General features: G+C 43.7%; 14 protein-coding genes and 3 pseudogenes. 11 read left to right on the forward strand and 6 right to left on the reverse strand.

Annotation, left to right across the window (positions count from 1 at the left end):
- The first annotated feature begins 52 nt into the window (after positions 1–52).
- The 3 genes from murD to BS63_RS0100460 are packed head-to-tail and all read left to right on the forward strand — an operon-like array spanning position 53 to position 3,715.
- On the forward strand, positions 53–1,408 hold the full coding sequence (gene murD, locus BS63_RS0100450) for a UDP-N-acetylmuramoyl-L-alanine--D-glutamate ligase (RefSeq protein ID WP_002959459.1): 1,356 nt from the start codon (positions 53–55) through the stop codon (positions 1,406–1,408).
- Positions 1,409–1,410: 2 nt separating this feature from the next.
- The gene (locus tag BS63_RS0100455) at positions 1,411–2,487 is read left to right on the forward strand and encodes a UDP-N-acetylglucosamine--N-acetylmuramyl-(pentapeptide) pyrophosphoryl-undecaprenol N-acetylglucosamine transferase (RefSeq protein WP_002959458.1); all 1,077 of its coding nucleotides are present in this window, start codon (positions 1,411–1,413) and stop codon (positions 2,485–2,487) included.
- A 40-nt stretch (positions 2,488–2,527) separates the two neighbouring features.
- On the forward strand, positions 2,528–3,715 hold the full coding sequence (locus BS63_RS0100460; protein ID WP_002959457.1) for a cell division protein FtsQ/DivIB: 1,188 nt from the start codon (positions 2,528–2,530) through the stop codon (positions 3,713–3,715).
- A 156-nt stretch (positions 3,716–3,871) separates the two neighbouring features.
- Here BS63_RS0100460 and lrgB read toward each other — a convergent pair whose 3' ends face one another.
- From lrgB to BS63_RS1000000111225, 4 genes and pseudogenes are all read right to left on the reverse strand, one after another.
- The gene (lrgB, locus tag BS63_RS0100465; RefSeq protein ID WP_019781883.1) at positions 3,872–4,594 is read right to left on the reverse strand and encodes an antiholin-like protein LrgB; all 723 of its coding nucleotides are present in this window, start codon (positions 4,592–4,594) and stop codon (positions 3,872–3,874) included.
- A gap of 9 nt (positions 4,595–4,603) precedes the next feature.
- A complete protein-coding gene (locus tag BS63_RS0100470; protein ID WP_002959454.1) occupies positions 4,604–5,059 on the reverse strand; it encodes a CidA/LrgA family protein in 456 nt (151 codons plus the stop codon).
- 145 nt (positions 5,060–5,204) lie between these two features.
- Positions 5,205–5,945 (reverse strand): LytTR family transcriptional regulator DNA-binding domain-containing protein, encoded by a 741-nt coding sequence (locus BS63_RS0100475; RefSeq protein WP_002959453.1) that lies wholly within the window; start codon positions 5,943–5,945, stop codon positions 5,205–5,207.
- Positions 5,926–7,671, reverse strand: a pseudogene (locus BS63_RS1000000111225) (LytS/YhcK type 5TM receptor domain-containing protein). The gene BS63_RS0100475 and the pseudogene BS63_RS1000000111225 overlap by 20 nt, the downstream one beginning before the upstream one ends.
- Positions 7,672–8,103: 432 nt before the next feature.
- Here BS63_RS1000000111225 and BS63_RS0100485 point away from each other — a divergent pair.
- The 6 genes and pseudogenes from BS63_RS0100485 to BS63_RS0100505 all read left to right on the forward strand — a co-directional run.
- Positions 8,104–9,600 (forward strand): hypothetical protein, encoded by a 1,497-nt coding sequence (locus tag BS63_RS0100485; RefSeq protein WP_019768954.1) that lies wholly within the window; start codon positions 8,104–8,106, stop codon positions 9,598–9,600.
- Between the two features lie 369 nt (positions 9,601–9,969).
- Positions 9,970–11,514 (forward strand): peptide chain release factor 3, encoded by a 1,545-nt coding sequence (locus BS63_RS0100490; protein ID WP_028798369.1) that lies wholly within the window; start codon positions 9,970–9,972, stop codon positions 11,512–11,514.
- A 576-nt stretch (positions 11,515–12,090) separates the two neighbouring features.
- Positions 12,091–12,360: an autorepressor SdpR family transcription factor gene (locus BS63_RS0100495; RefSeq protein ID WP_002959445.1), complete on the forward strand. Its 270-nt coding sequence runs from the start codon at positions 12,091–12,093 to the stop codon at positions 12,358–12,360.
- A gap of 119 nt (positions 12,361–12,479) precedes the next feature.
- Entirely contained in the window at positions 12,480–13,115 is a 636-nt protein-coding gene (locus BS63_RS0100500; protein WP_002959444.1) for an SdpI family protein, read from the forward strand.
- 242 nt (positions 13,116–13,357) lie between these two features.
- Positions 13,358–13,423: pseudogene (locus BS63_RS1000000112455) on the forward strand (YSIRK-type signal peptide-containing protein); the annotation flags it as partial.
- Positions 13,424–13,819: 396 nt separating this feature from the next.
- A pseudogene (locus BS63_RS0100505) lies at positions 13,820–15,772 on the forward strand (prolyl oligopeptidase family serine peptidase); the annotation flags it as partial.
- A gap of 73 nt (positions 15,773–15,845) precedes the next feature.
- On the opposite strand, the gene BS63_RS0100510 reads toward BS63_RS0100505, so the two are convergent.
- Entirely contained in the window at positions 15,846–17,627 is a 1,782-nt protein-coding gene (locus BS63_RS0100510; protein WP_002959442.1) for a glycerophosphoryl diester phosphodiesterase membrane domain-containing protein, read from the reverse strand.
- A 265-nt stretch (positions 17,628–17,892) separates the two neighbouring features.
- On the reverse strand, positions 17,893–18,750 hold the full coding sequence (locus BS63_RS0100515; protein WP_002959441.1) for a metallophosphoesterase: 858 nt from the start codon (positions 18,748–18,750) through the stop codon (positions 17,893–17,895).
- A gap of 96 nt (positions 18,751–18,846) precedes the next feature.
- Here BS63_RS0100515 and queG point away from each other — a divergent pair, with 96 nt between their 5' ends.
- Positions 18,847–19,971, forward strand: coding sequence for a tRNA epoxyqueuosine(34) reductase QueG (queG, locus tag BS63_RS0100520; RefSeq protein WP_002959440.1), 1,125 nt, complete (start codon positions 18,847–18,849; stop codon positions 19,969–19,971).
- A gap of 80 nt (positions 19,972–20,051) precedes the next feature.
- A protein-coding gene (gene prfB, locus BS63_RS0100525) for a peptide chain release factor 2 (RefSeq protein WP_100206272.1) occupies positions 20,052–21,150 on the forward strand; the annotation gives its coding sequence in 2 pieces (ribosomal slippage) (positions 20,052–20,123 and positions 20,125–21,150; 1,098 coding nt in all).
- Positions 21,151–21,602 lie beyond the last annotated feature (452 nt).

Raw genomic sequence — 21,602 nt, forward strand, 5'->3', positions numbered from 1 at the left:
GCTGATTAAGGGTAAAATAAAGAGAACTATACTAGTTAGAAGTGGACTTATTATGAAAGCAATTAAAGACTTTGAAAACAAGAAGGTGCTGGTTTTAGGGCTGGCTCGTTCAGGCGAGGCTGCGGCTCGTCTTTTATCAAAATTGGGAGCCATTGTGACTGTCAATGATGGCAAGCCTTTTGAGGAAAATCCTTCGGCTCAGGCTCTCTTGGAAGAAGGTATCAAGGTCATCTGTGGCTACCATCCCCTGGAGCTACTGGATGAAGATTTTGCAGTCATGATTAAGAACCCGGGGATTCGCTATGATAATCCCATGGTGGAAAAGGCCTTGAGAAAGGGAATTCCTGTCTATACCGAGGTTGAATTGGCCTACCGGATTTCTGAAAGCCCCATTATTGGGATTACGGGTTCCAATGGGAAAACAACAACAACAACCATGATTGCGGATGTCTTAAATGCCGGCGGCCAGTCTGCTCTCTTGTCTGGGAATATTGGTTTTCCTGCCTCAGAAGTAGCTATGATGGCGACCGACAAGGATACCCTAGTTATGGAGTTATCTTCCTTCCAATTGATGGGGGTTGATCGCTTTCATCCACACATGGCGGTTATCACCAATCTGATGCCTACCCATATTGACTACCATGGGACTTTTGAAGAATATGTGGCAGCTAAATGGCATCTGCAAGACCGGATGACGTCTGAGGATTATTTGGTTCTCAATTTCAACCAAGAGCTGGCCAAGGAGCTAGCTTCGAAAACGCAGGCGACGGTTGTCCCATTTTCAACCCAGGAAGAAGTAGATGGAGCCTATCTCAAGGATGACTACCTCTATTTCAAGGGCGAGCCAGTCATGGCCGCTGACGCTATCGGTGTTCCTGGCAGTCACAATGTTGAAAATGCCCTAGCTACCATTGCTATCGCCAAACTTTCTGGCCTGGCTAATGAGGTGATTTCCCAAACTTTGGCAAGTTTTGGTGGCGTCAAGCATCGTCTGCAATCTTTGGGCCAAGTCAAGGGTGTGGCCTTCTACAATGATTCCAAATCAACCAATATTCTAGCAACACAAAAAGCCTTATCTGGCTTTGATAATAGCAAGGTTATTCTCATTGCTGGTGGTTTGGACCGGGGCAATGAATTTGATGAGCTGGTGCCAGATATTAAGGGCCTCAAGAAGATGGTCATTCTGGGTCAATCGGCTCCTCGGGTTAAGCGGGCAGCAGACAAGGCCGGTGTTCCTTACCTGGATGCCAAGGATGTCAAGGATGCGGCTCGAATTGCCTTTGCTGAAGCTACTCCTGGAGATGTCGTTCTCCTCAGCCCGGCTAATGCTTCTTGGGATATGTATAAGAGCTTTGAAGTGCGGGGCGATGACTTTATCGCCGCCTTTGAGGACCTAAAGGGAGAATAAGCATGGCTAAAAAAATCGTTTTTACCGGTGGAGGAACCGTCGGTCATGTTACCCTTAATCTCATTCTTATTCCTAAGTTTTTAAAGGATGGCTGGGAGGTCCACTATATTGGTGACAAGCATGGGATTGAGCATGGGGAGTTGGCCAAGTCAGGTCTGGATGTCAAGTTCCATAGTATTGCGACAGGGAAATTACGACGTTACTTTTCTTTCCAGAATATGTTGGACATCTTCAAGGTTGCTTGGGGTGTCCTGCAATCTTTGGCAATCATTGCCAAAATCAGACCCCAGGCCCTCTTTTCTAAGGGAGGCTTTGTCTCGGTTCCTCCTGTTGTAGCGGCTAAAGTGCTCCGAGTGCTGGTCTTCATTCACGAATCAGACCTATCCATGGGTCTGGCCAATCGGATTGCCTACAAGTTTGCGACCAAGATGTTCACCACTTTTGACCAGGGGCAGGGTTTGACCAAGGCCCAGCATGTGGGAGCTATCACCAAGGTCACTAAAGCAGCTGACCAAGGAGCCCCTGAGCCTGAGGAAATCAAGGCCATCAAGGAAGCCTTTGATCCTAATTTACAGACTCTCCTCTTTATCGGGGGGTCTGCTGGAGCCAGGGTCTTCAATGACTTTATCAGCAATAATCCAGATTTGACCAAGACCTATAATGTCATCAACATCTCAGGCGATAAGGGCCTCAATGGTCTGAGCCAGAATCTCTATCGGGTCGATTATGTGACCGATCTCTACCAACCCTTGATGGATTTGGCGGATGTCGTTGTCACCCGTGGGGGTTCCAATACCATCTTTGAGCTCTTAGCCATGCAGAAGCTCCATATTATCGTGCCTCTGGGTAAAGAGGCTAGTCGGGGAGACCAGTTGGAGAATGCTGCCTACTTTGAAAAAAAAGGCTATGCACCCCAGCTTCTGGAACCTGATTTGACCTTAGAAAATCTGGAAGCCAAACTGCAAGAGGTCCTGGCTGATAAGGATGCCTATCTGTCAGCCATGGCAGGGACAACAGAGCTCAAATCACCCCAAGAGTTCTATCAACTGTTAAGCTCTGCCATTTCCCAAAAGAAATAAAATAAGGCTCACCATTCGTTTTGTCTAAAAGGAGAAAATCTTGGCCAAAAATTCAAAAGATGAAAAAAATCAAAAGCAAGAGCAAGCTCCTCTGACCGAGTGGCAGAAACGCAATCTTGACTTTTTAAAGCAGAAAGAAAAAGAGAAAAAGGAGCAGGAGAAGCTTAAAAAAGAATTGGCAGATAAGAAGCGAGCCCGACTCCTTGCCAAGTCGTCTGAGGAGGACGAGTCTGAGGATGAAAAGTCCCCGAAAAAGAAGAAGTCCAAGTCAGGCAAGGCCAGCTCCAAAAAGAAAAGCCGACTGGGCAAAAAGGCTTCTGTTAAGCCTCTCCCCAAGAAGAAAAAAACCAAGCCCAAGTCAACCAAGTTTAAACGCCGGATGACTAGTGTTCTGGTTCCTGCCCTACTGGGAGTTCTCTTGGCCCTCTATCTCCTGACGCCCTTGAGTAAGATCAAGCATGTTACCGTAGATGGGGTCAATCGGACGACCAGTCAGTCCGTATTAAAGGCTTCTGGTCTCAAGGATAGTGACTATACTTTAGCGACTATTTTTAACCGTTCCCGCCTGGCCAATGCGGTTGCCAAGAATGATATCTGGGTTAAGTCCGCTAGTGTCGATTATAGCTTTCCCTTTACCTTCTCAATTAAGGTCAAAGAATACAGTATTGTTGCCTATGCCCAGACCGACCAGGGATACGTACCTATTCTAGAGAGTGGGACTCGCCTTGATAGTGTTGAGGCCACGGATTTTCCTGACAAATTCACCACCATCAATCTTAAGAATGGTAAGTATCTGTCCAGTCTTATTAAAAAGTTGACCAAGATGGACAAGTCCTTGATTTCAGAAATTAAGGTGATTACTTTAGCTGATTCTAAGACGACACCTGATTTGCTCAACTTGGAGATGCAAGATGGCAATACGGTCCGCGTGCCCCTGTCCCAGATTGATAAGAAGCTTCCTTACTATGATAAGATTAAGGGCAGTCTCAAGGATAACAAGATTGTCGATATGGAAGTGGGGATTTTTGCGACCAGCGATAATGGGCAAAGCACCGACGATAGTTCTGAGGCTTCTTCTACAGAGGATTCATCCCAATCTAGCGATCAGAACCAGGATAACCAAAGTCAAGACTCCAACCAAGGCCAGGACCAAAATACCAGCGATAATTCTTCTCAGACAGAAAGTTCCGACCAAGCTAATAACGATCAAGCAGCCGACTCCCAGTGAGTTAGCTGTTTTTTCATTGGGATCGTTTAAAAAGAGTGAACATTTGTTCTAGAGGCTGAGACTTGGTTTGTTCAGGTCATTTGTTGCTGCTTTTCCTCTCAAAAAAACTCTCCGACTGTTGGTCGAAGAGTTCTCTGAATTTTCCTTCATCTATGACTAAGCGATGAAATGGCCAAAGACAGGAACCACTAAATCAACAACGAGACCGATAACGACAACTGAGATGGCTGCCATAGCTCCTTGAAGGTCACCTAATTCAAGAGCAAAGGCTGCTCCAACAGTATGACCTGAAGTTCCTAGACCAAGTCCGACCCCAATATCACTCCTGTTCAGGCGGAAGATCTTAACTAATTTTCTGCCGAGGGCGTAAATGATAACAGCGTTGAGAATACAAGCCATGGCTGTAATAGCTGTATTACCACCAATGGCATGGGCAATCGGAAGAGCGATGGCAGTAGTGGCAGCCTGTGGGAGCATAGAAGCAGTACCAGCAGTACTTAAGCCAAATAGCTTGGAGATGGCCATGATAGCTAAAACGGAAACAACCATACCTGCCACTAGACTACTGATAATTTCTCGCCAGTACTTTTTAACCACATCGTTCTTTTTATAGAGGGGAATGGCAAAAGCAATTGTCGCTGGATTTAAGAACCAGAAAATTAAGTCACCACCAGGTTTATAGGCCTGAGTATAAAACGTTTTAATATCTGTACCCAATCCCTTAGCCATTAGATAAAGGACAATAATACCAAGGACCATTGCGAAGAAGAGAGGTTGGAGCAGAAAGAAGCCCTTAGTTTTCTTAAAGAGATAGCTTCCAAGAGTATAAAGGATTAGAGAGAAACAGATTCCAAAGATGGGTGATTTAAGTAGTTCCATTTGCTTTTCCTAGCCTTTCTTAATCAATTTTTCGACATGGTGAAATTTGAGTTTTTTACCAAGAGATTTTGTATTGTTATTTGCAAAAGATAAAATAATTGAAGTTACATAGGTTACAACGATTAGCATGAGGATGGTGGAGAGGCAGATAACGGTGACCAGCTGAAGTCCTTCGGCTTTCATGATATTGAGATTGGCTGCTAAAGAAATTCCCGAAGGAACAAACATGAAACCAATCATGCTAATGAGCAGAGAAGCTAACGAATCAACCCACTCTAACTTAATCAAGTGACTACAAAGGAGAACGTACATTAAGATTAGACCGATGACGGTAGATGGTATGGGGAGTGACTTAGGCAGTAAGTCAGAGATTAATTGTGAGACAAGCAAGATGCCTGCATAAATTGACATCTGAATGAAAATAGGAGCGGATTTCTTTTCGGTTGTTTCTTGATTATCTTTCATGATTCTTTTACTCCTTCATTTATTTGACAAGTTTATTCTAACGTATTTTTTAGGAAGCGGTTTCATAATGACCTCGGTTGCAAAAAAAGGAAGCTGAAAAGCAAATTTCAACTTCTGAAAAGCAAAGATAATTTTTAAAGGAAGATTATAAGGTTAGATGGGCATTTAGCTCTTTGAGATAAGAGCGGCCAACTGGAAATTTTTCTCCGTTTGTCATAACCAAGAGCAGGGTATGGTTGAACCAGGGCTGAACTTCATGAATCATTTCGAGATTGACGACAGTATTTCGATGAATTTGTAGGAAATTACTAGCCCTTACCCGTGTTTTAAACCAATTAAGAGTCTTTTTGACTTGATAACTCTTCTTCTCGGTGCTGACACTGAGGAGCCCGTCTTCAATATTGGCAGAGACAATTTCCTTAACCTTGAGGACAATACTGCGATCAGCTAGGGCTAGACTTAGGAGGTCAAGACTCTTTTTATCGCCTTTGTCGCTGGGGTTAGCCTGCTCCTGAGTCAGTTGGTGAATTCTTTGTACTTTTGCCAAGCTTTGATCAATTCTTTCTTGCTCAAAGGGCTTTAAAATATAATCTGCTGCATTGGCTTCGAAAGCCTTGACGGCATAGTTGTCGTAAGCAGTCGCAAAAACTAGGAAAGGCGGATGGGCTAACTTCTTGAGACGCTTATCCAAACTGAAGCCATTTTCCTCACTGAGGGAAATATCGAGAAAAAGCAGGTCGATGGGTTGGCGGAAAAGAATTTTTTCGGCTCCGTCTATATCCTCTGCCTGAAAGATTTCAGGATTTGATACCACTTGACTATGCTCAATTAAATAGGCCAACTCTTGCCGAGCAAGTACTTCATCATCAAGAATCAAAATTTTCATGTTCGGACTCTCCTATCTGTTGAGGGATTAAATACCAGACCGTCGTGCCATTGTCATCGCAATCAAAATGCAAATGACTAATGCTGCCATAGAGTAAATTAAGGCGGTTATTAAGATTAACAAGGGCAGTACCACTTCCTGTACTTTCAGAAACGATTTCTTGGCCCAATTTATCAATAATTTGGGGTGAAATTCCTTGACCGTTATCGCTGACAGAAACTCTATAGACGTCGTTTTCTTGCTTAACCTGGATGCAGATTTTATTATCTTTTTTTCGATCTTTAAAGGCATGCCGAACTGCATTCTCAACTAACACTTGTAGGCCAAAGGGAGGCAGCTTTATTTTTTCGGAAACGGAAATTTGATAATCCAACTGATATTTATCGGGAAAGCGAAGTTTTTCGAGATTCATATAAGCATCGACATGAGATTTTTCTTGTTCTAGGGTGACTTCCCTTTCCTGCCCGCCCTGCAGACTGGTCCTAAAGAAAGTGCTGAGTTGCATGAGGGCATAACGCGCCTTGTCGGCATTGATTCGGAGAAGGGCGCTAATGGTGTTGATAGCATTGAAGAAGAAGTGGGGATTGATTTGTGCCTGCAGGGCCTTGATTTCAGCCATATTGGCTAATTTATTTTGTTCCTCAGCGATACCAATGGCCAGCTGGCCGGAGAATATCTGGGCCAGACCAATGGCTAAATTTTCTTCAACTTCGGTCATTTTTTTATCGCCCGCAAAATACATTTTCAGGGCTCCGATAGTTTGGTCGTTAATCTTTAGGGGAACAACAACAGCCGAATTGAGTAGACAGCCCGGTTCAGGACAGGATATGGCCAGCCGATCTAAGGCTACTTGGGGCCGCCCCGTTTGAATTACATTCTTGGATAAGTCAGTTTTAACGGGTTGTCCGGAAATGTGGTGATCCTGCCCCACCCCAATGTGGGCAAGGACGTTAGCGTGGTCTGTCAGGCCAACAGCATCAAAATTGGTATGCTGCTTGATGATATCACAAACCTTGGCAGCCGAAAACTGATTCAAGCCCTGCCGCAAATAAGGTAGGGTCTCCCTGGTTAAGTCCAAGACATCCCGTGTTTGGACAGCTTTTAGTTGACTTTCGTTAGACAGGTAGGTCTTGAGAATGGTTAAAAAGATGGTTGACCCCAGGCTATTGAGGAGCATCATTGGGATAATAATCAATTTGACCAAATCCCAACCAGAAAAGTAACCGACAAAAATCATTTGAATGGACTCAGCAATGAGGCTAATCAGAATAATTTTTGAGGTTGAAGGTTAGAGTTTGATGCCCTTGAAGTAGTCTCCTAAGCGACCGCTGACATAACCAACAAGGGCGGAGCTGAAAATATAAAAGAGACCGGAAAAATTTCCTTGGAAGAAGCGGTGGATCCCGCCGATAATCCCAACAATTGTCCCAACGAGCGGACCACCGACCAAGCTGGCTGTGGTGATAACTAGGGTTCTGGTATTTGCCAAGGAATCCGAATGAGAAATCGTGGTTAAAATAGGGTGCTCAATTAAACTTTTATCCCCTCTGATTTCGATTCCGGTCAAGTTGGAAATGATTACAAAAATACCAAAAATGATAATCAAGGCTAGCTTCTCACGCTTAGAGCGTTCGACAATCAGTTGACGAAAATAGCCATTGTTAACTAACAGGAAGGCTAAAATCATGATAATTCCTAGTCTTTGAAAGAGTAAAATCATTAACATTTGGAGCCCTCCATGCTTGCTTGGTAAAATTGTAAAGGCTTGCAGACCTCGTCTAATATTCTAATGGTTGAGCTTTTTATTTTCAAGTCTCACTCGGAAAGACGCTATCGAAAAAGCTTAATAAATCTTGCTATCGTGAGGCAGAACAGATCTCAAAAAAATTTCTTTTGACTCTAAAAAAGTATCGAACTTGGTAGCAATCGTTAGTATCTTGATTTAACTTTAGCAAGAGCTTATTTAGCCTTTTTCAGAGGGAAAACCGTCATTAAATTACGATTAAGAGAACTTTACAAGATGAGAGAAAACATGCTAGAATAAGCGTATTGCAATGAATAAGTGACTTCTAGAAATTCCTAAAAAACTTCTCTCTACTGGAGAAGCATGGGAAAATCTAGATGTCCTTTATGGAAAAAGTTAAGGAGACTACTTAATATGGCAACCAAAGAAGAATGGGTGAGAGCTTTCGAAACTGCGACGGGTCGCAAGCCAACTGCAGCTGAATATAGCCATGCTATGGAGAATGGATTTGACCTTTCTGCGTTTGCAAACGTTCAAAATTCTGCTTCAGTTCCCCAGCAAGCACCGGTTCAAGCTGTCACTCCTGAGCTGAACAATAATCGTGATAACTGGATGAAATTGTTTGAGTCACTTGCTGGCCGTAAGCCCACAGGTGATGAATTTATGAAAGGAAAGGCTGCAAATTTTGATACAGAGCAAATTGCTTCTATTCTCAATCCTGAATCCTCAGCATCTCAGCAACCTAGTCAAATTCAGACTAATTCAATCGCTAGCCAGTCGGGTCCGTCAGCAAGTGCACCGTTTCAGCCTGCTTCATCAGGTCAAGAAACTATTCAACACCAGCAACCTCAAGCTAATTCGAGTCAAAATTTAGCTAGTCCAGCCTTAACTGGTGCCAATACGCAACAAGCTCAAACATCACAACCAGCAAATGCTGACCAGGCTGATTTTCAAAATACTGGTAACTTCCAGCAAGCTGGTTCCAAAAAAGACAGGCCTAGCCAGATATTGACTAGTAGTCCAGCCAAATCAGGAAAAGTTTTAAACTTGATTTTACCAATCATTTCCATGGTATTGTCAGTTGTCTTCGTGACTTTAGCCTTTTTCCTTTGGGCTCCTCTCTTCTTAGGCCTGTCCTTCCTAGGCCTAATTTGTGCCGGTATCCTGCTGATTTTGAATGTGAACGGCAAGAAAGTCTTATCAATGGTCGCGACAGCTGTAGCTCTTCTGGCGGTTATCTTCAGCAATGTAGCCCTTTTTACGGCGTGGTCTGAAAAATCAGCTAGTAATCAAACAGCTGCAAATAACAAGAAAAAGTCTAAAGTCAGAGATGATAGTACCGATGTTAAAGACTACATCAAGAAGGGCTATAAATTTGACTGGAGTCAAAGTGAATTCAAGAAGCTGAAAGCCAAATCGGATATGGTTTCAGATGTTATTGAAAAACACGGTAAAGCCTCTGACGCTCAAATTTCTGGTGACCGTTTGACCCTAGTTTACCAAGATAGCAAGACTGGTAGCAATAATAGTGTTACTTTGAGCTTTGAAAAGCAATACAATGGAAAGTTTGTTCTCTCTGGTGGTCATGCTAATTTTAACGCTAATGATATTGACACCTCAAGTGATTACAAGTCTGACTGGAAGAGAAGTGATTATGATGCATTGAAAGCGGGCAATAGTGATACTGGTGACGGAGGTACCAAGTGGAGTGATATCAAGAGTAAGCATTCAACGCCAAGCTCAGCCTATTACACTTTATCCTTCTATGGTGATGAGGACATTAGTTATGAACTAGCAGTAACTTATGCTGACTATGATACCGATGCCTCCCATATTACTTATGTAGGCTTACACTTCAAATCGAGTGATGAAGGAAAAACTTATAGGCTTGCTTCTAAGTACAGTAATTAAGATGATTCTAAGGAGGAGGGGCAGTCTGCTCCTCTTTTCTAGCTTTGCTGGGGATACATCCTGACTACGACAAACGCATGAAAGCTTTTTTAAGAGAGAACAATGCTTTTTCTGTAATTCGACATTCGGATTTCTCAACAAGAAATTAAAACTTTTGATGTTTTGCTGTAGAAAATATCAAGATGGTGCGAAACACATCTGTATCATTGTTCGGAAATCTCTGTCTTAAACGTACGTTGTGATATTCCTGAAGACCTGAGTTGCTTTCGCCCTCATTTTTGCTATAATGAAGGAGTTGTAAAGGGCAAGACTCTGGGCCAGACTCTGATAATTTGCTCTGCAAGATGAATAGGAAAAGATTGGAAGACAATGACTTTACAAGACGAGATAAAAAAACGGCGGACCTTTGCCATCATCTCCCACCCGGATGCTGGTAAAACAACAATTACAGAGCAGTTGCTCTACTTCGGGGGTGAAATTCGCGAAGCTGGAACTGTCAAAGGGAAAAAGACCGGGACTTTTGCCAAATCCGACTGGATGGATATTGAAAAGCAAAGGGGAATTTCGGTAACTTCCTCAGTTATGCAGTTTGATTATGCTGGAAAACGGGTCAATATCCTTGATACCCCAGGGCATGAGGACTTCTCAGAAGATACCTACCGGACCCTGATGGCGGTCGATGCAGCCGTTATGGTTGTCGATTCTGCCAAGGGGATTGAGGCTCAGACTAAGAAACTCTTTGAGATCGTCAAGCATCGTGGTATTCCGGTCTTTACCTTTATCAATAAGTTGGACCGGGATGGGCGAGAACCACTGGATCTTTTGGAAGAGTTGGAAGAAGTTCTGGGTATCGCTTCTTATCCTATGAACTGGCCAATTGGGATGGGGCGTGCCTTTGAAGGGCTCTATGATATTCACAATCAACGGCTGGAGCTCTACAAGGGTCAAGAGCGTTTTGCCGAGATTGCTGAAGGGGACAGCCTCTTTGCCAGCAATCCTTTCTATGAACAGGCCAAGGAAGACATTGAACTTTTGACCGAGGCGGGCAATGAATTTTCGCAAGAAGCTATTTTGGCAGGTCAGCTGACCCCAGTCTTCTTCGGCTCTGCCCTGACCAACTTTGGAGTGCAGACCTTCCTAGATAGCTTCTTGGAATTTGCCCCAGAGCCTCATGGGTATAAGACTACCCAAGGCCAAGAAATTGATCCCCTAGATAAGGACTTCTCAGGCTTTGTCTTTAAGATTCAGGCTAATATGGACCCCCGTCACCGAGACCGCATTGCCTTTGTTCGGATTGTTTCCGGCGAGTTCCAGCGGGGCATGTCGGTCAATCTGACGAGGACTGGTAAGGGAGCCAAGCTCTCCAATGTCACCCAGTTTATGGCGGAATCTCGCAAGAATGTTGAAAATGCTGTTGCTGGCGACATCATCGGGGTCTATGACACCGGCACCTATCAGGTTGGCGATACCCTGACTGTCGGTAAGAATAAATTTGAATTTGAACCCCTGCCAACCTTTACGCCTGAGCTCTTTATGAAGGTAGCTGCCAAGAATGTTATGAAGCAAAAATCCTTCCACAAGGGTATTGAGCAACTGGTTCAAGAAGGGGCTATTCAGCTCTATACCAACTACCAAACTGGCGAATACATGCTGGGGGCCGTTGGTCAGCTGCAATTTGAAGTTTTCAAACACCGGATGGAAGGTGAGTACAATGCGGAAGTGGTCATGACCCCTATGGGATCTAAGACCGTCCGCTGGATTAAGCCGGAGGACCTAGATGAACGCATGTCCTCCAGTCGAAACATCCTGGCCAAGGACCGCTTTGACCAGCCCGTCTTTCTCTTTGAAAACGACTTTGCTCTCCGTTGGTTTGCGGATAAATATCCTGATGTAGAGTTGGAAGAGAAGATGTAACGGAGGAAGTCTCTCTAAGTTCTTACGAACTTGACAGACTACAACAAGCACGATAGGTGCTTATTTACCTCCCTTACTAACTGCACACTTACGGTATTATCGACCGTAAGTGTTCCGTGTCGTGATTGGGTAAAGAAAAGCTCTTGAAATCTCACGGCAAGCACTATGGTGCCTTACCTAATCCCCTCACTAACTCCAAAAGGACGACGATAAGGGTCGTCCTTTTCTCGTGTCGTGGCAGACAAGCTAATTAATGAGTTTCAATACGGTATACGGTAGTCGCTATGGCGAACTGACTACGCCTCTCACTAATTCAAAAAGGAAAGCATTATCGGCTTTTCTTTTTTCATGTCGTAAGACTTTCAGTCCACTTTAGTTCTGAAGAATTTGGCGGCGAAAGCCAATCGCTATGGTGAATTGACCAACTCGCTCACTAACTAACTCAAAAAGGACAAGGTAATCGGATGTACCTTTTATTTAAGTTATTTAGAGAAAAATCAAAATAGTTCTTGCCTTTTTCTTTGAGAAGATATATAATCTATTTAGAAATAAGGCTAAATAGAGAGGAGGTCATCTATGAGCTACGCTGATACATTTAAGGCCCTATCCAATCCTGTCCGGCGGGAGATTCTCAATCTTTTGAAAAAGAGGCGTCTGTCGGCAGGTGAAATCACTTCCCATTTTGATGTGACAGGGGCCACGATTTCTAACCATCTCAAGGTCTTGCGGGAAGCGGATTTGATCGTCGAGACCAAGGAGAAGAATTTTATCTACTATGACCTCAATGCTTCCGTTTTGGAAGAGGTCATGGTCTGGTTGGCCGATTTGCGACAGTCAGATAATTGAACTGACAATGTTCAATTACCTGACTTAGTAAGAAGTTTAAGGCAAGCCACCATAGTGGTTATCTTAGGAAATGAAGAAGATCTCTTCCCATTTTCTTAACTGATTGAAAGGAGTTCATCATGAAAGTTAATAAAAAATTACTGGCTCTAAGTAGCAGTATTATCCTCTTGCCAGTCCTATTTGGTCTTTATGCTTGGCAAGACCTACCAAATCGGATGGCCACCCACTTTGGTCCGACAGGTCAAGCCGATAGTTGGGCATCCAAGCCTTTTGTTATCCTCTTTATACCCTTGTTTTTGCTGGGTCTCCATCTTTTCGGTATTTTTGTAACCAATCGAGATCCCAAATCGCAAATGACCAGCCTCAAGATAAGATACTTGGTCTATGCTATTGTGCCTTTCATGTCTAGTTTTTTCACAATCTATATGTACCGGAAAAATCTTGGATATGCTATTAATACGCCTTTGTTTGTCGGACTGGCTTTTGGTTTCTTCTTTATCGTAATCGGCAATTATTTGCCAAAGATTCGCCAAAATTATACTGTTGGCCTCCGTTTTCCTTGGAATATAAATGATGAGGGAGCTTGGAATCATACCCATCGCCTAGCTGGCTTCCTCTGGGTTCTAGGTGGTTTGATTATCATCGTTGATGGCTTTATCGATTTTGCTTTTGTTTGGGTTTTCTTTGGCAGTGTTATTCTAATGGTTCTTCTGCCGATAATTAATTCCTATCTCTATTATCGTAAGCATAGATGAGAACTCTGAGCAGAAACCTGCTTGGAGTTTTTTTAGGAAAATTCTTCTTTGTGTTAGCGGTTTTATTAACCTTTACCTAATAAATAAGGGAAACCTTCAGCGACGATTATTACAACTCGTTATAAATCAGAATTTTTGTAAGAACTTTGAAAATATGTAAAAAATCACTTAAACTCCTCTTAAAAATTGTTTAGCTTAGTAAAATATGCTAGAATGACAAGGATTACAAGGAGGAATGATATATGTCACTGGAAAAACATCACCGTTACAGTCTTCGTAAACTAAAATTTGGTTTAGCTTCTGTTGCAGTTGCAGCCTTTTTGACTGGGACAGCAGGCTTGGTTCAAGCTGATGAAACATCTAGTCAGGATCAAGATAACCAGACTGATCAAAATGTAAGTTCAAACCAGAACGTCAGCCAAGAAACAACAAATCAGGCTGATTTGAACCAGACAGCAGTTGCAGCCGATGAGACCGCTGACCCTAAAACCGATGAAGCAACGACACAATCAGGGACTAAAAATAGTGAAACTCAGTCGTCTGAGTCGTCTGAGTCGTCTGAAGTTGCAGAGGCCGAAAATCAAACAACTCAATCAGAGTCTGCTACAAGAACTTTTAGTTTGGAAGAGAAGGATTTTTCAACAGCTACCTCAGAAGCCAGTCAGCTCGAAACCAAGGACCTTAGAGCAGATGCTGCGACAACTCACTACAAAAATACTTTCGTTGATGATGGTCAGGGGAATTGGTACTATTTAGATAGTAATGGGAATAATGTTACTGGCAGCCAAACGATTCAAGGGAAAGAACTCTATTTTGCTCAAGATGGTAAGCAAGTTAAAGGCCAAGAAGTAACAATCAATGGCAAGGTCTACTATTATGACCAAGATTCCGGTGAAAAGTGGGTTAATCGTTTCCGTATGGGCAAAGACGATCAAACTTGGTTCTATTATGGTAGTGATGGAGCACGGGTTGCTGGTGCTCAAGAAATCAATGGACAAAATCTCTACTTTGATCCTGATACTGGCAAACAAGCCAAGGGAGTTTTTGCGACTGACAGTGATGGTAAGCACCATTATTATGATAAAAACAGTGGTGCCCAAGTGGAAGATCGATTTGTCCAAGTTTCTGGTAAGTGGTACTATCTAGACTCAGATGGTGCCCCTGTAACAGGGGAGCAAGAGATTAATGGTCAAGAGCTTTACTTCAATGAGGATGGCAGTCAGGTCAAGGGTGATTTTGCTGAATTTGATGGAGCTAATCATTACTATGAGGCTGATTCGGGTGATTTAGTAAAGGATACAACACGTGTTATTAATGGAGTTACCTACCAGTTTGATGATGATGGTGTAGCTGTCACTCTTGATAAGGTCGAAACGGTTAAGTCCAGTATTGTCATTAGCAGCTATGAATTTGGACCGTCTGTTTCTAAGATTATTTTGCAATTTGACAAAAAAGTAACACCTTCGGTCATCCATAGTGGGGCTAGTGTTACAACTGCTGGGGTAGCCCGTAAGATTCTTAATTCCTATGTTTCAGATGCTTCCGGCCATGTTGTTTATTTTGACAGTAGCAATTATGTTACTTTAGAACTTGATGTTCCTTATGATGCTGATGATAGTAGCAAGAATGCTTCACCATTTACCTTTGACCTTGCTACTTACCGTAACCAATGGGTTAGTAGCTACCCTGTTAAGGTAGAAAATCTCCAGGTTCAAGCTGATGGCACTAATTGTCATCAAGTCATCGATTCTGAGCAAGATGCTATTAATAATCGGATTCTACCAGATACGGACCGCTTCTCAGAACGGGGAACTCTCGGTCAATATCAGTACGCTGCTTATAGCCCAACCAATGCTACAGCTGGTGAAAAGAACCCATTGATTATCTGGCTTCATGGTATTGGAGAAGTCGGTATGGATATTGATATTCCCCTTCTAGCTAGTGGTGTTGTTAAGTTGACAGAGGATTCTGTCCAAAATCATTTCACGTCAACAGGTTCAGGGGCTCAGAAAGGTGCTTACGTTCTGACCCTACAAAGTCCAACAGCATGGACTAAGACGGATGCTAGCAAGTTGATGGCAGCTATCCGTTCCTATGTTGCTGCCCATCCTGATATTGACAGCAGTAGGATTTACCTTTCTGGTGTTTCCAACGGTGGCGGAATGACCCTGGCTATGGGTGTGGCTTATCCAAACTATTTCGCTGCTTTAGTGCCAATCGCAGCTCCTTATGATACTTATCTCAGCAATAATAATGAGACCATTGATGCGACAAGTCTCAGTGCCCTCAAGAATCAGCCAATGTGGATGATTTCGACACATGCCGATACAACTTTAAATGTTGATAATAATGTTTTGCCTTTCTACAAGGATCTGTTACAAGCTGGTAGCCAAAATAAATGGCTGTCCTACTTTGAAACCAACGTTGGCGAATTTGGCAACCATCCTACCTATAATGGCCACTGGTCTTGGGTTTATTTCCTCAATGACGAAGTTACGGGAGTACAAAATACCGAGAATGCTAAGACCTGGTCTGGCTTGTCGGGAATGGTTGCTACTAACGCTACCCATGGAGGTGATTCTCAAGCGGTCTATAAGGGCAAAAACTATGGCAATATCTTTGACTGGCTCAATGCCCAAAATAAAAAAACTCGTTAAGACTGGTTAAGCTTGATAAATCAAAACGACCTTTATTTGTGAAAGGTCGTTTTTCTAATGCTCAAAAAATTTATCAGTCTTTAGCGAATTCGATGTTTAAAAGTCTGATGACTCGGTCAAGGTAGCTGTTGTGATTTTTCATCCCCTTTTTTTCATCCTGAAACTCAATAAGTTTATCGGTAATAATGCCATTGACTGGAGACTGAAGGAAGCGAGTCAGGAGCGTGTCATCATTAATAGTCCAGACATAGAGGTCTTTTTTTTGCTGATAGGCGGACAGGGCGACAACCTCATTATAGGAGAATTCCTCGATAGCGTAGAAATCAACCTTGTGAGCAGAGAAAGGACCAAATTGCAGGGAAACTAGATAGCCGGTGTCGGCTTGGGGAAGTTTTCTTTCAATCTCCTCAATCACAGGCAGTTTCATGGACATAATTTTATTCCCCTGGACAGCCTTTAGTTCCTTGAGTTTCTTGATAAATAAATCAACATAGTTGCTGGGTTCATGGCCGTAAGGCTTTAATTCGATAGCAATCTTCTGATGACAGGCCTGGGCGGCCTTCATAAATTCATCCAAGGAAGCGATATGATCACTATAACCATTTTGCCTGGTTTTGAGTTTAGTCACTTGGGCTAGTGTTAAATCTGAAACATTCTTATCTATCCCAGTCAGCCGTTTGAGATTATTGTCATGACTGACTACAAACTGATGGTCTTTAGTCATGACGACATCCATCTCGGAATAATCGGCCCCAGCCTTGTGAGCAGCCTGCATAGCTGTAATGGAATTTTCCACACCGTGATTAACATCTCCCCGATGGGCAATCATCAGAGCATTGGGATTGGTTTGGAGGAGATAAAGAGAGAGTCCGTTAGAAATCAGCCAGGCTAGGAGTGTCATCGGCAGAAGGAGGCGGATCCATTTTGGGAAAACCCAAGATTTGTCATATTTTGATTGATAGGGCAGGTCTTTTTGAAATTTTTCCAGGCTCAAAAGATGACTGGTTAGAACAATCATTAAAATGAATTTGAGACCGACGATGAAAACAAAATTGACCGCTCGCATCAGGCTATAGAGGGCAGTCTCTAGCAGGAGATTATTACCAGAATAATCTAGCCAACCGAAAACAAGAATCGTCCCACTGTAGATAATTAGGAGAAGGAGGCTGGCTAGGAGACTGTAGAAGCCAAAGATAGCTAAAACCTTGAGTTGTCGCCCCTTGGTCAGTTTCCAGGATTCTCTTAAAATCTGACTTGGTTTGCGGTTACTGATGGTGTAGAGGGGCAGAAAATAAACGAAGCGAAGATTGAGGTAGGCTACTACGATAAGGCTGACTAAGTAGATTAACTTACCAGAATTAGATTTCATTAGTTCTCCTGAGATGAAATCAGGAATTTTAAAGTTAGCCAATAAACTTGATTTTAGGCCATAGTTGGCTAAGGGAATCATCAAAAATAGGTAAAAGAGAAAGACCAGCAGTTGGGGGCCGCAGAGCCCCCTTAATTTTTGTGGAAGCCCCTCGATGATTTGGCGGATAGAAAGAGGCTGGTAGGTCTTAGCTATGGTAATGGTTAGAATGGCAAATTCTAGGTAGATGACTCCAACCAAAATTAGTAGATAGAGCAAGAAAAAAATCAGGGCCAGGGGGTGGCTTGCGATGGCTGACCAGGTATTTGGCGTCAGACTGATAATGCCAGCAAAACCGACAACCCGATTAAAGACAAAAGACAGCAACCCCTTAGCCAGGTAGGCCAGAAAGACCTGCAAAATCAGGGCAGTCAGCAGGTAGGTCCAAAAATTTTTCCGCAAATTTTGCCAAGATTCTCGCAAGAGACTTCTAAAAGATAGTGACATGGTGCTTTCCTTCCTATGTAATCATTAGTGCTATTGTAGCATAAAGTGGATAGGAAACCGAGTGGCGATAGGTAAGAGGAATTTAGTTTCTCATGTAAAGGGCAAGAATCCAATTGGCGGGCTAATTAGCCTATTTCATTTTTTATACTGAGTTAAAATCAAAACGAACAATTTGATACTTTCTCCTTTGTGGTACTTAAGGGCTCGGTATCTTTGTCAGGAGTTTTCTTGCGTCCGCACTTTAAAAGGACCACGTTTGTGATCCTTAGCAGCCAAATATGGTCATGGACTTGAGCAGCTCCGTTTGGAACTGCTTTTTTTTGTAGGCTTGGTAATCGGGACTCTTTCGGACCAAATTGTAGCGTTTGGAGAGATTCCAAGTACCACTGGGATTAAGCTCTGGGTGGTTGGAGACAAAGTTGATGGTCAAATCCCATTCTCTGATATAGCCCAAGGGATGGGAATGGTAGGTGACCCCCTCAATGGTTTGGTCGCCGTAGGAGCGATGGGCGTGACCAAAGATCACATCCCTGACACCATAGTTAACAAAGATTTGGTGAAATTTTTGGCTGCCCAGAAAGGCGTTGAAGGGGGCAAATTTGGGATGGGTCATGGTGAAGTCTTGATGAGGAACAAAGTGCATGGCCACAATGAGTCTGCTGGTATCCAGGTGCTGGAGCAGGTCTTCCAATCTAGCTAGAACCTTTTGCGTGGTAGCAGGGTCAGACTCCTGACGGTTGAGACGGCGGTCAAACCAGAAGGTTTTCTTGAGACGCAGAATCTTGTCTGTCGGCTCCCGACTAAAGGAATAGTCATACCAGCCATGAAAGGCTAGGAGCTGGCGACTCCCTAGATTGTAGACCTGAAAATCCAGCTGGTCGATCTCACTATCGTTTAAGTCCAGCATATCGTGATTGCCCAGATTGTAGGTGACCTCGAGCGATTTTCTCAGCTCTTCAATAAAGGGCAGGGAGATGTCCTTGTGGTGGTTGGAAATATCACCGGCCAGATGGAGATGGGTGACTCCAGTTTCCTGAAGAATGGTAAGCAGGGTCTCTTTTTCAAAGTCGCTGAATTGATTGAGGTCGATGTGGAGGTCGCTTATAATTGCAAGTTTTGTCATAGCTCTATTCTAGCAGAAAATCTGGTGCAGCGGGGCTTAATAAACTTATAATGGTTGCCCCTTGAAAGCCTCCCCTTTTTGCATTATGATAGACTTATGGATATTAAGGCAGAGATTCAAAAATTAGCCAAAAATCTTGGCATTTCGAAAATCGGTTTTACCACGGCCGAGGATTTTGCTTATTTGGAAAGATCCCTGAGGGCTTCAGTTGAAGAGGGTAGAAATTCTGGTTTTGAGCATAAAAATATTGAGGAGCGGATTGACCCTAAGCTTAGTCTGGCATCGGCCAAGACCATCATTTCGATTGCGGTGGCCTATCCTCGGCAATTGCCGACCCAGCCACCCAAGACCCAATACAAGCGAGGGAAAATTACTCCAAACTCCTGGGGTCTAGACTACCACCATGTCCTTAATGACAAGCTCAATCGCCTAGCCCGAGGAATTGAGGAGCTCTGTGCTGAATTTCCTTTGGAGCACAAGGCCATGGTGGACACCGGTGCCCTGATTGATACGGCAGTAGCCAAACGGGCGGGGATTGGCTTTATCGGCAAGAACGGTCTCGTTATCTCCAAGGAATACGGTTCCTATATGTTTCTGGGCGAGCTGATTACCAATCTGGAGATTGAACCTGACAGTCCAGTTGATTATGGTTGTGGCGACTGTCGCCGTTGTCTGGATGCCTGTCCCACCTCCTGTTTGCTGGGCAATGGTTCTATGGATGCCAAACGCTGCCTGTCCTTCCAAACTCAGGACAAGGGCATGATGGCCATGGAATTTCGGAAGAAAATTAAGACGGTCATCTACGGCTGTGACATCTGTCAAATCTGCTGTCCCTACAATAAAGGGATTCAGAATCCTCTGGCAACTCCGATTGATCCTGATTTGGCTTGGCCTGAGCTTTTGCCTTTTTTAGAATTATCCAACAGCGATTTCAAGAAGAAATTTGGCGAAATTGCTGGTTCTTGGCGGGGCAAGAATATTCTCCAACGCAATGCCATTATTGCCCTAGCCAATGCCCATGATAAAAATGCCATCGTCAAGCTGATGGAAATTATCGACAGAAATAACAATCCCATTCACACAGCGACAGCTATTTGGGCTCTGGGAGAAATTGTCAAGAAACCAGACCAAGCCATCAAGGACTATATGCAGGATTTGGATCCTCAGGAAGACGCAGCCCGACAAGAGTGGCAACTGGTTTGTGACAAATGGCAAATTTAAGGGCTTTATGATAAAATAAAAGAACTCTGGCGGGCTCTATCCAAAGAGTCAGGCCTAAAACCAAAGATTGGAGAGAATATATGGAAGTGGCTGAAATCCGCCAAAAAATAGTAGAAAATCAAGAGAAGTTGACTAGCTTCAGGAGGTCTCTTTGACCTCGATCGTCTGGAGGAGGACATTGCCCTCCTGGAAAATAAGATGACCGAGCCGGATTTTTGGGATGATAATATTGCTGCCCAAAAGACCTCTCAGGAACTCAATGAGCTCAAGCAGACCTATGACACCTTCAATCAGATGGAAGAACTCTCAGAAGAGTCTGAACTCTATCTGGAAATGCTGGAGGAAGACGACAGCGTTCAAGCAGACCTAGAAGAGACTCTGGCCAAGCTGGACAAGATGATGACCAGCTATGAGATGACCTTACTCCTATCTGAGCCCTATGACAATAACAATGCCATCTTGGAAATTCATCCCGGATCTGGTGGTACCGAGGCCCAAGACTGGGGCGATATGCTTTTGCGGATGTATCAACGCTACGGTAACGCCAAGGGCTTCAAGGTTGAAGTTCTGGATTATCAGGCGGGAGACGAAGCTGGCGTCAAGTCGGTCACCCTCTCTTTTGAGGGACCCCACGCCTATGGTCTTCTAAAGTCAGAAATGGGCGTCCACCGTTTGGTGCGGATTTCACCCTTTGATTCCGCTAAGCGTCGTCATACTTCCTTTACCTCGGTTGAGGTTATGCCTGAATTGGATGATAGCATTGAGGTTGATATTCGCGATGATGACCTTAAAATGGATACCTTCCGCTCGGGTGGTGCCGGCGGCCAAAATGTCAATAAGGTTTCGACCGGTGTCCGCCTGACACACATCCCAACAGGAATTGTTGTAGCATCAACGGTTGACCGGACCCAATATGGTAACCGTGACCGAGCCATGAAGATGTTGCAGGCTAAGCTTTACCAATTGGAGCAGGAGAAGAAGGCAGAGGAAGTTTCAGCCCTCAAGGGTGATAAGAAAGAAATTACCTGGGGCTCACAAATTCGCTCCTATGTCTTTACCCCCTACACCATGGTCAAGGACCACCGGACAGGCTATGAAGTCGCCCAAGTCGATAAGGTTATGGACGGCGATATTGACGGCTTTATTGATGCCTACCTCAAATGGCGATTGGAGGAATAAAAAGGTCCAGTGGACCTTTTTATCCCGAGCCTAGAAATTGGAAAGCGAAGTAGGTCCAGTGGACCTTGAATCCTGCGACGTGGAGCAAGTAAACTTGATAATAGCTTACTTGTGAAGTTAGTAAGGAAGACAGGAAGTTTGCCGATAGCAACTTCCGTGTGTCTTCCTTGAACCAAGAAACAGGAAAGCCAGGCTAAAACCATTGTATCTTGTTAATTGCGACGTTTCTGTATGGTCGGTCGACAATACCGACCGACAGAAACTAGTAAGTGAGCTAGAGATTTTCCTTAGAAAATCTCGTAGTTGAACAAGTGCTTTAGCACTTAATGAAACTGCTCAATTGAATACGCCCTAAAGGCTGTGTAAAAAAGACCAATCACCTAGAAAATCAGGATTTTCTGTCGATTGCCTAGATTACATTACCTTTTACGGGCTTTATATCTTTATTTCGA

The organism is Streptococcus sobrinus DSM 20742 = ATCC 33478 (assembly GCF_000686605.1).
In the GTDB taxonomy this organism is placed as follows: Bacteria; Bacillota; Bacilli; order Lactobacillales; family Streptococcaceae; genus Streptococcus; species Streptococcus sobrinus.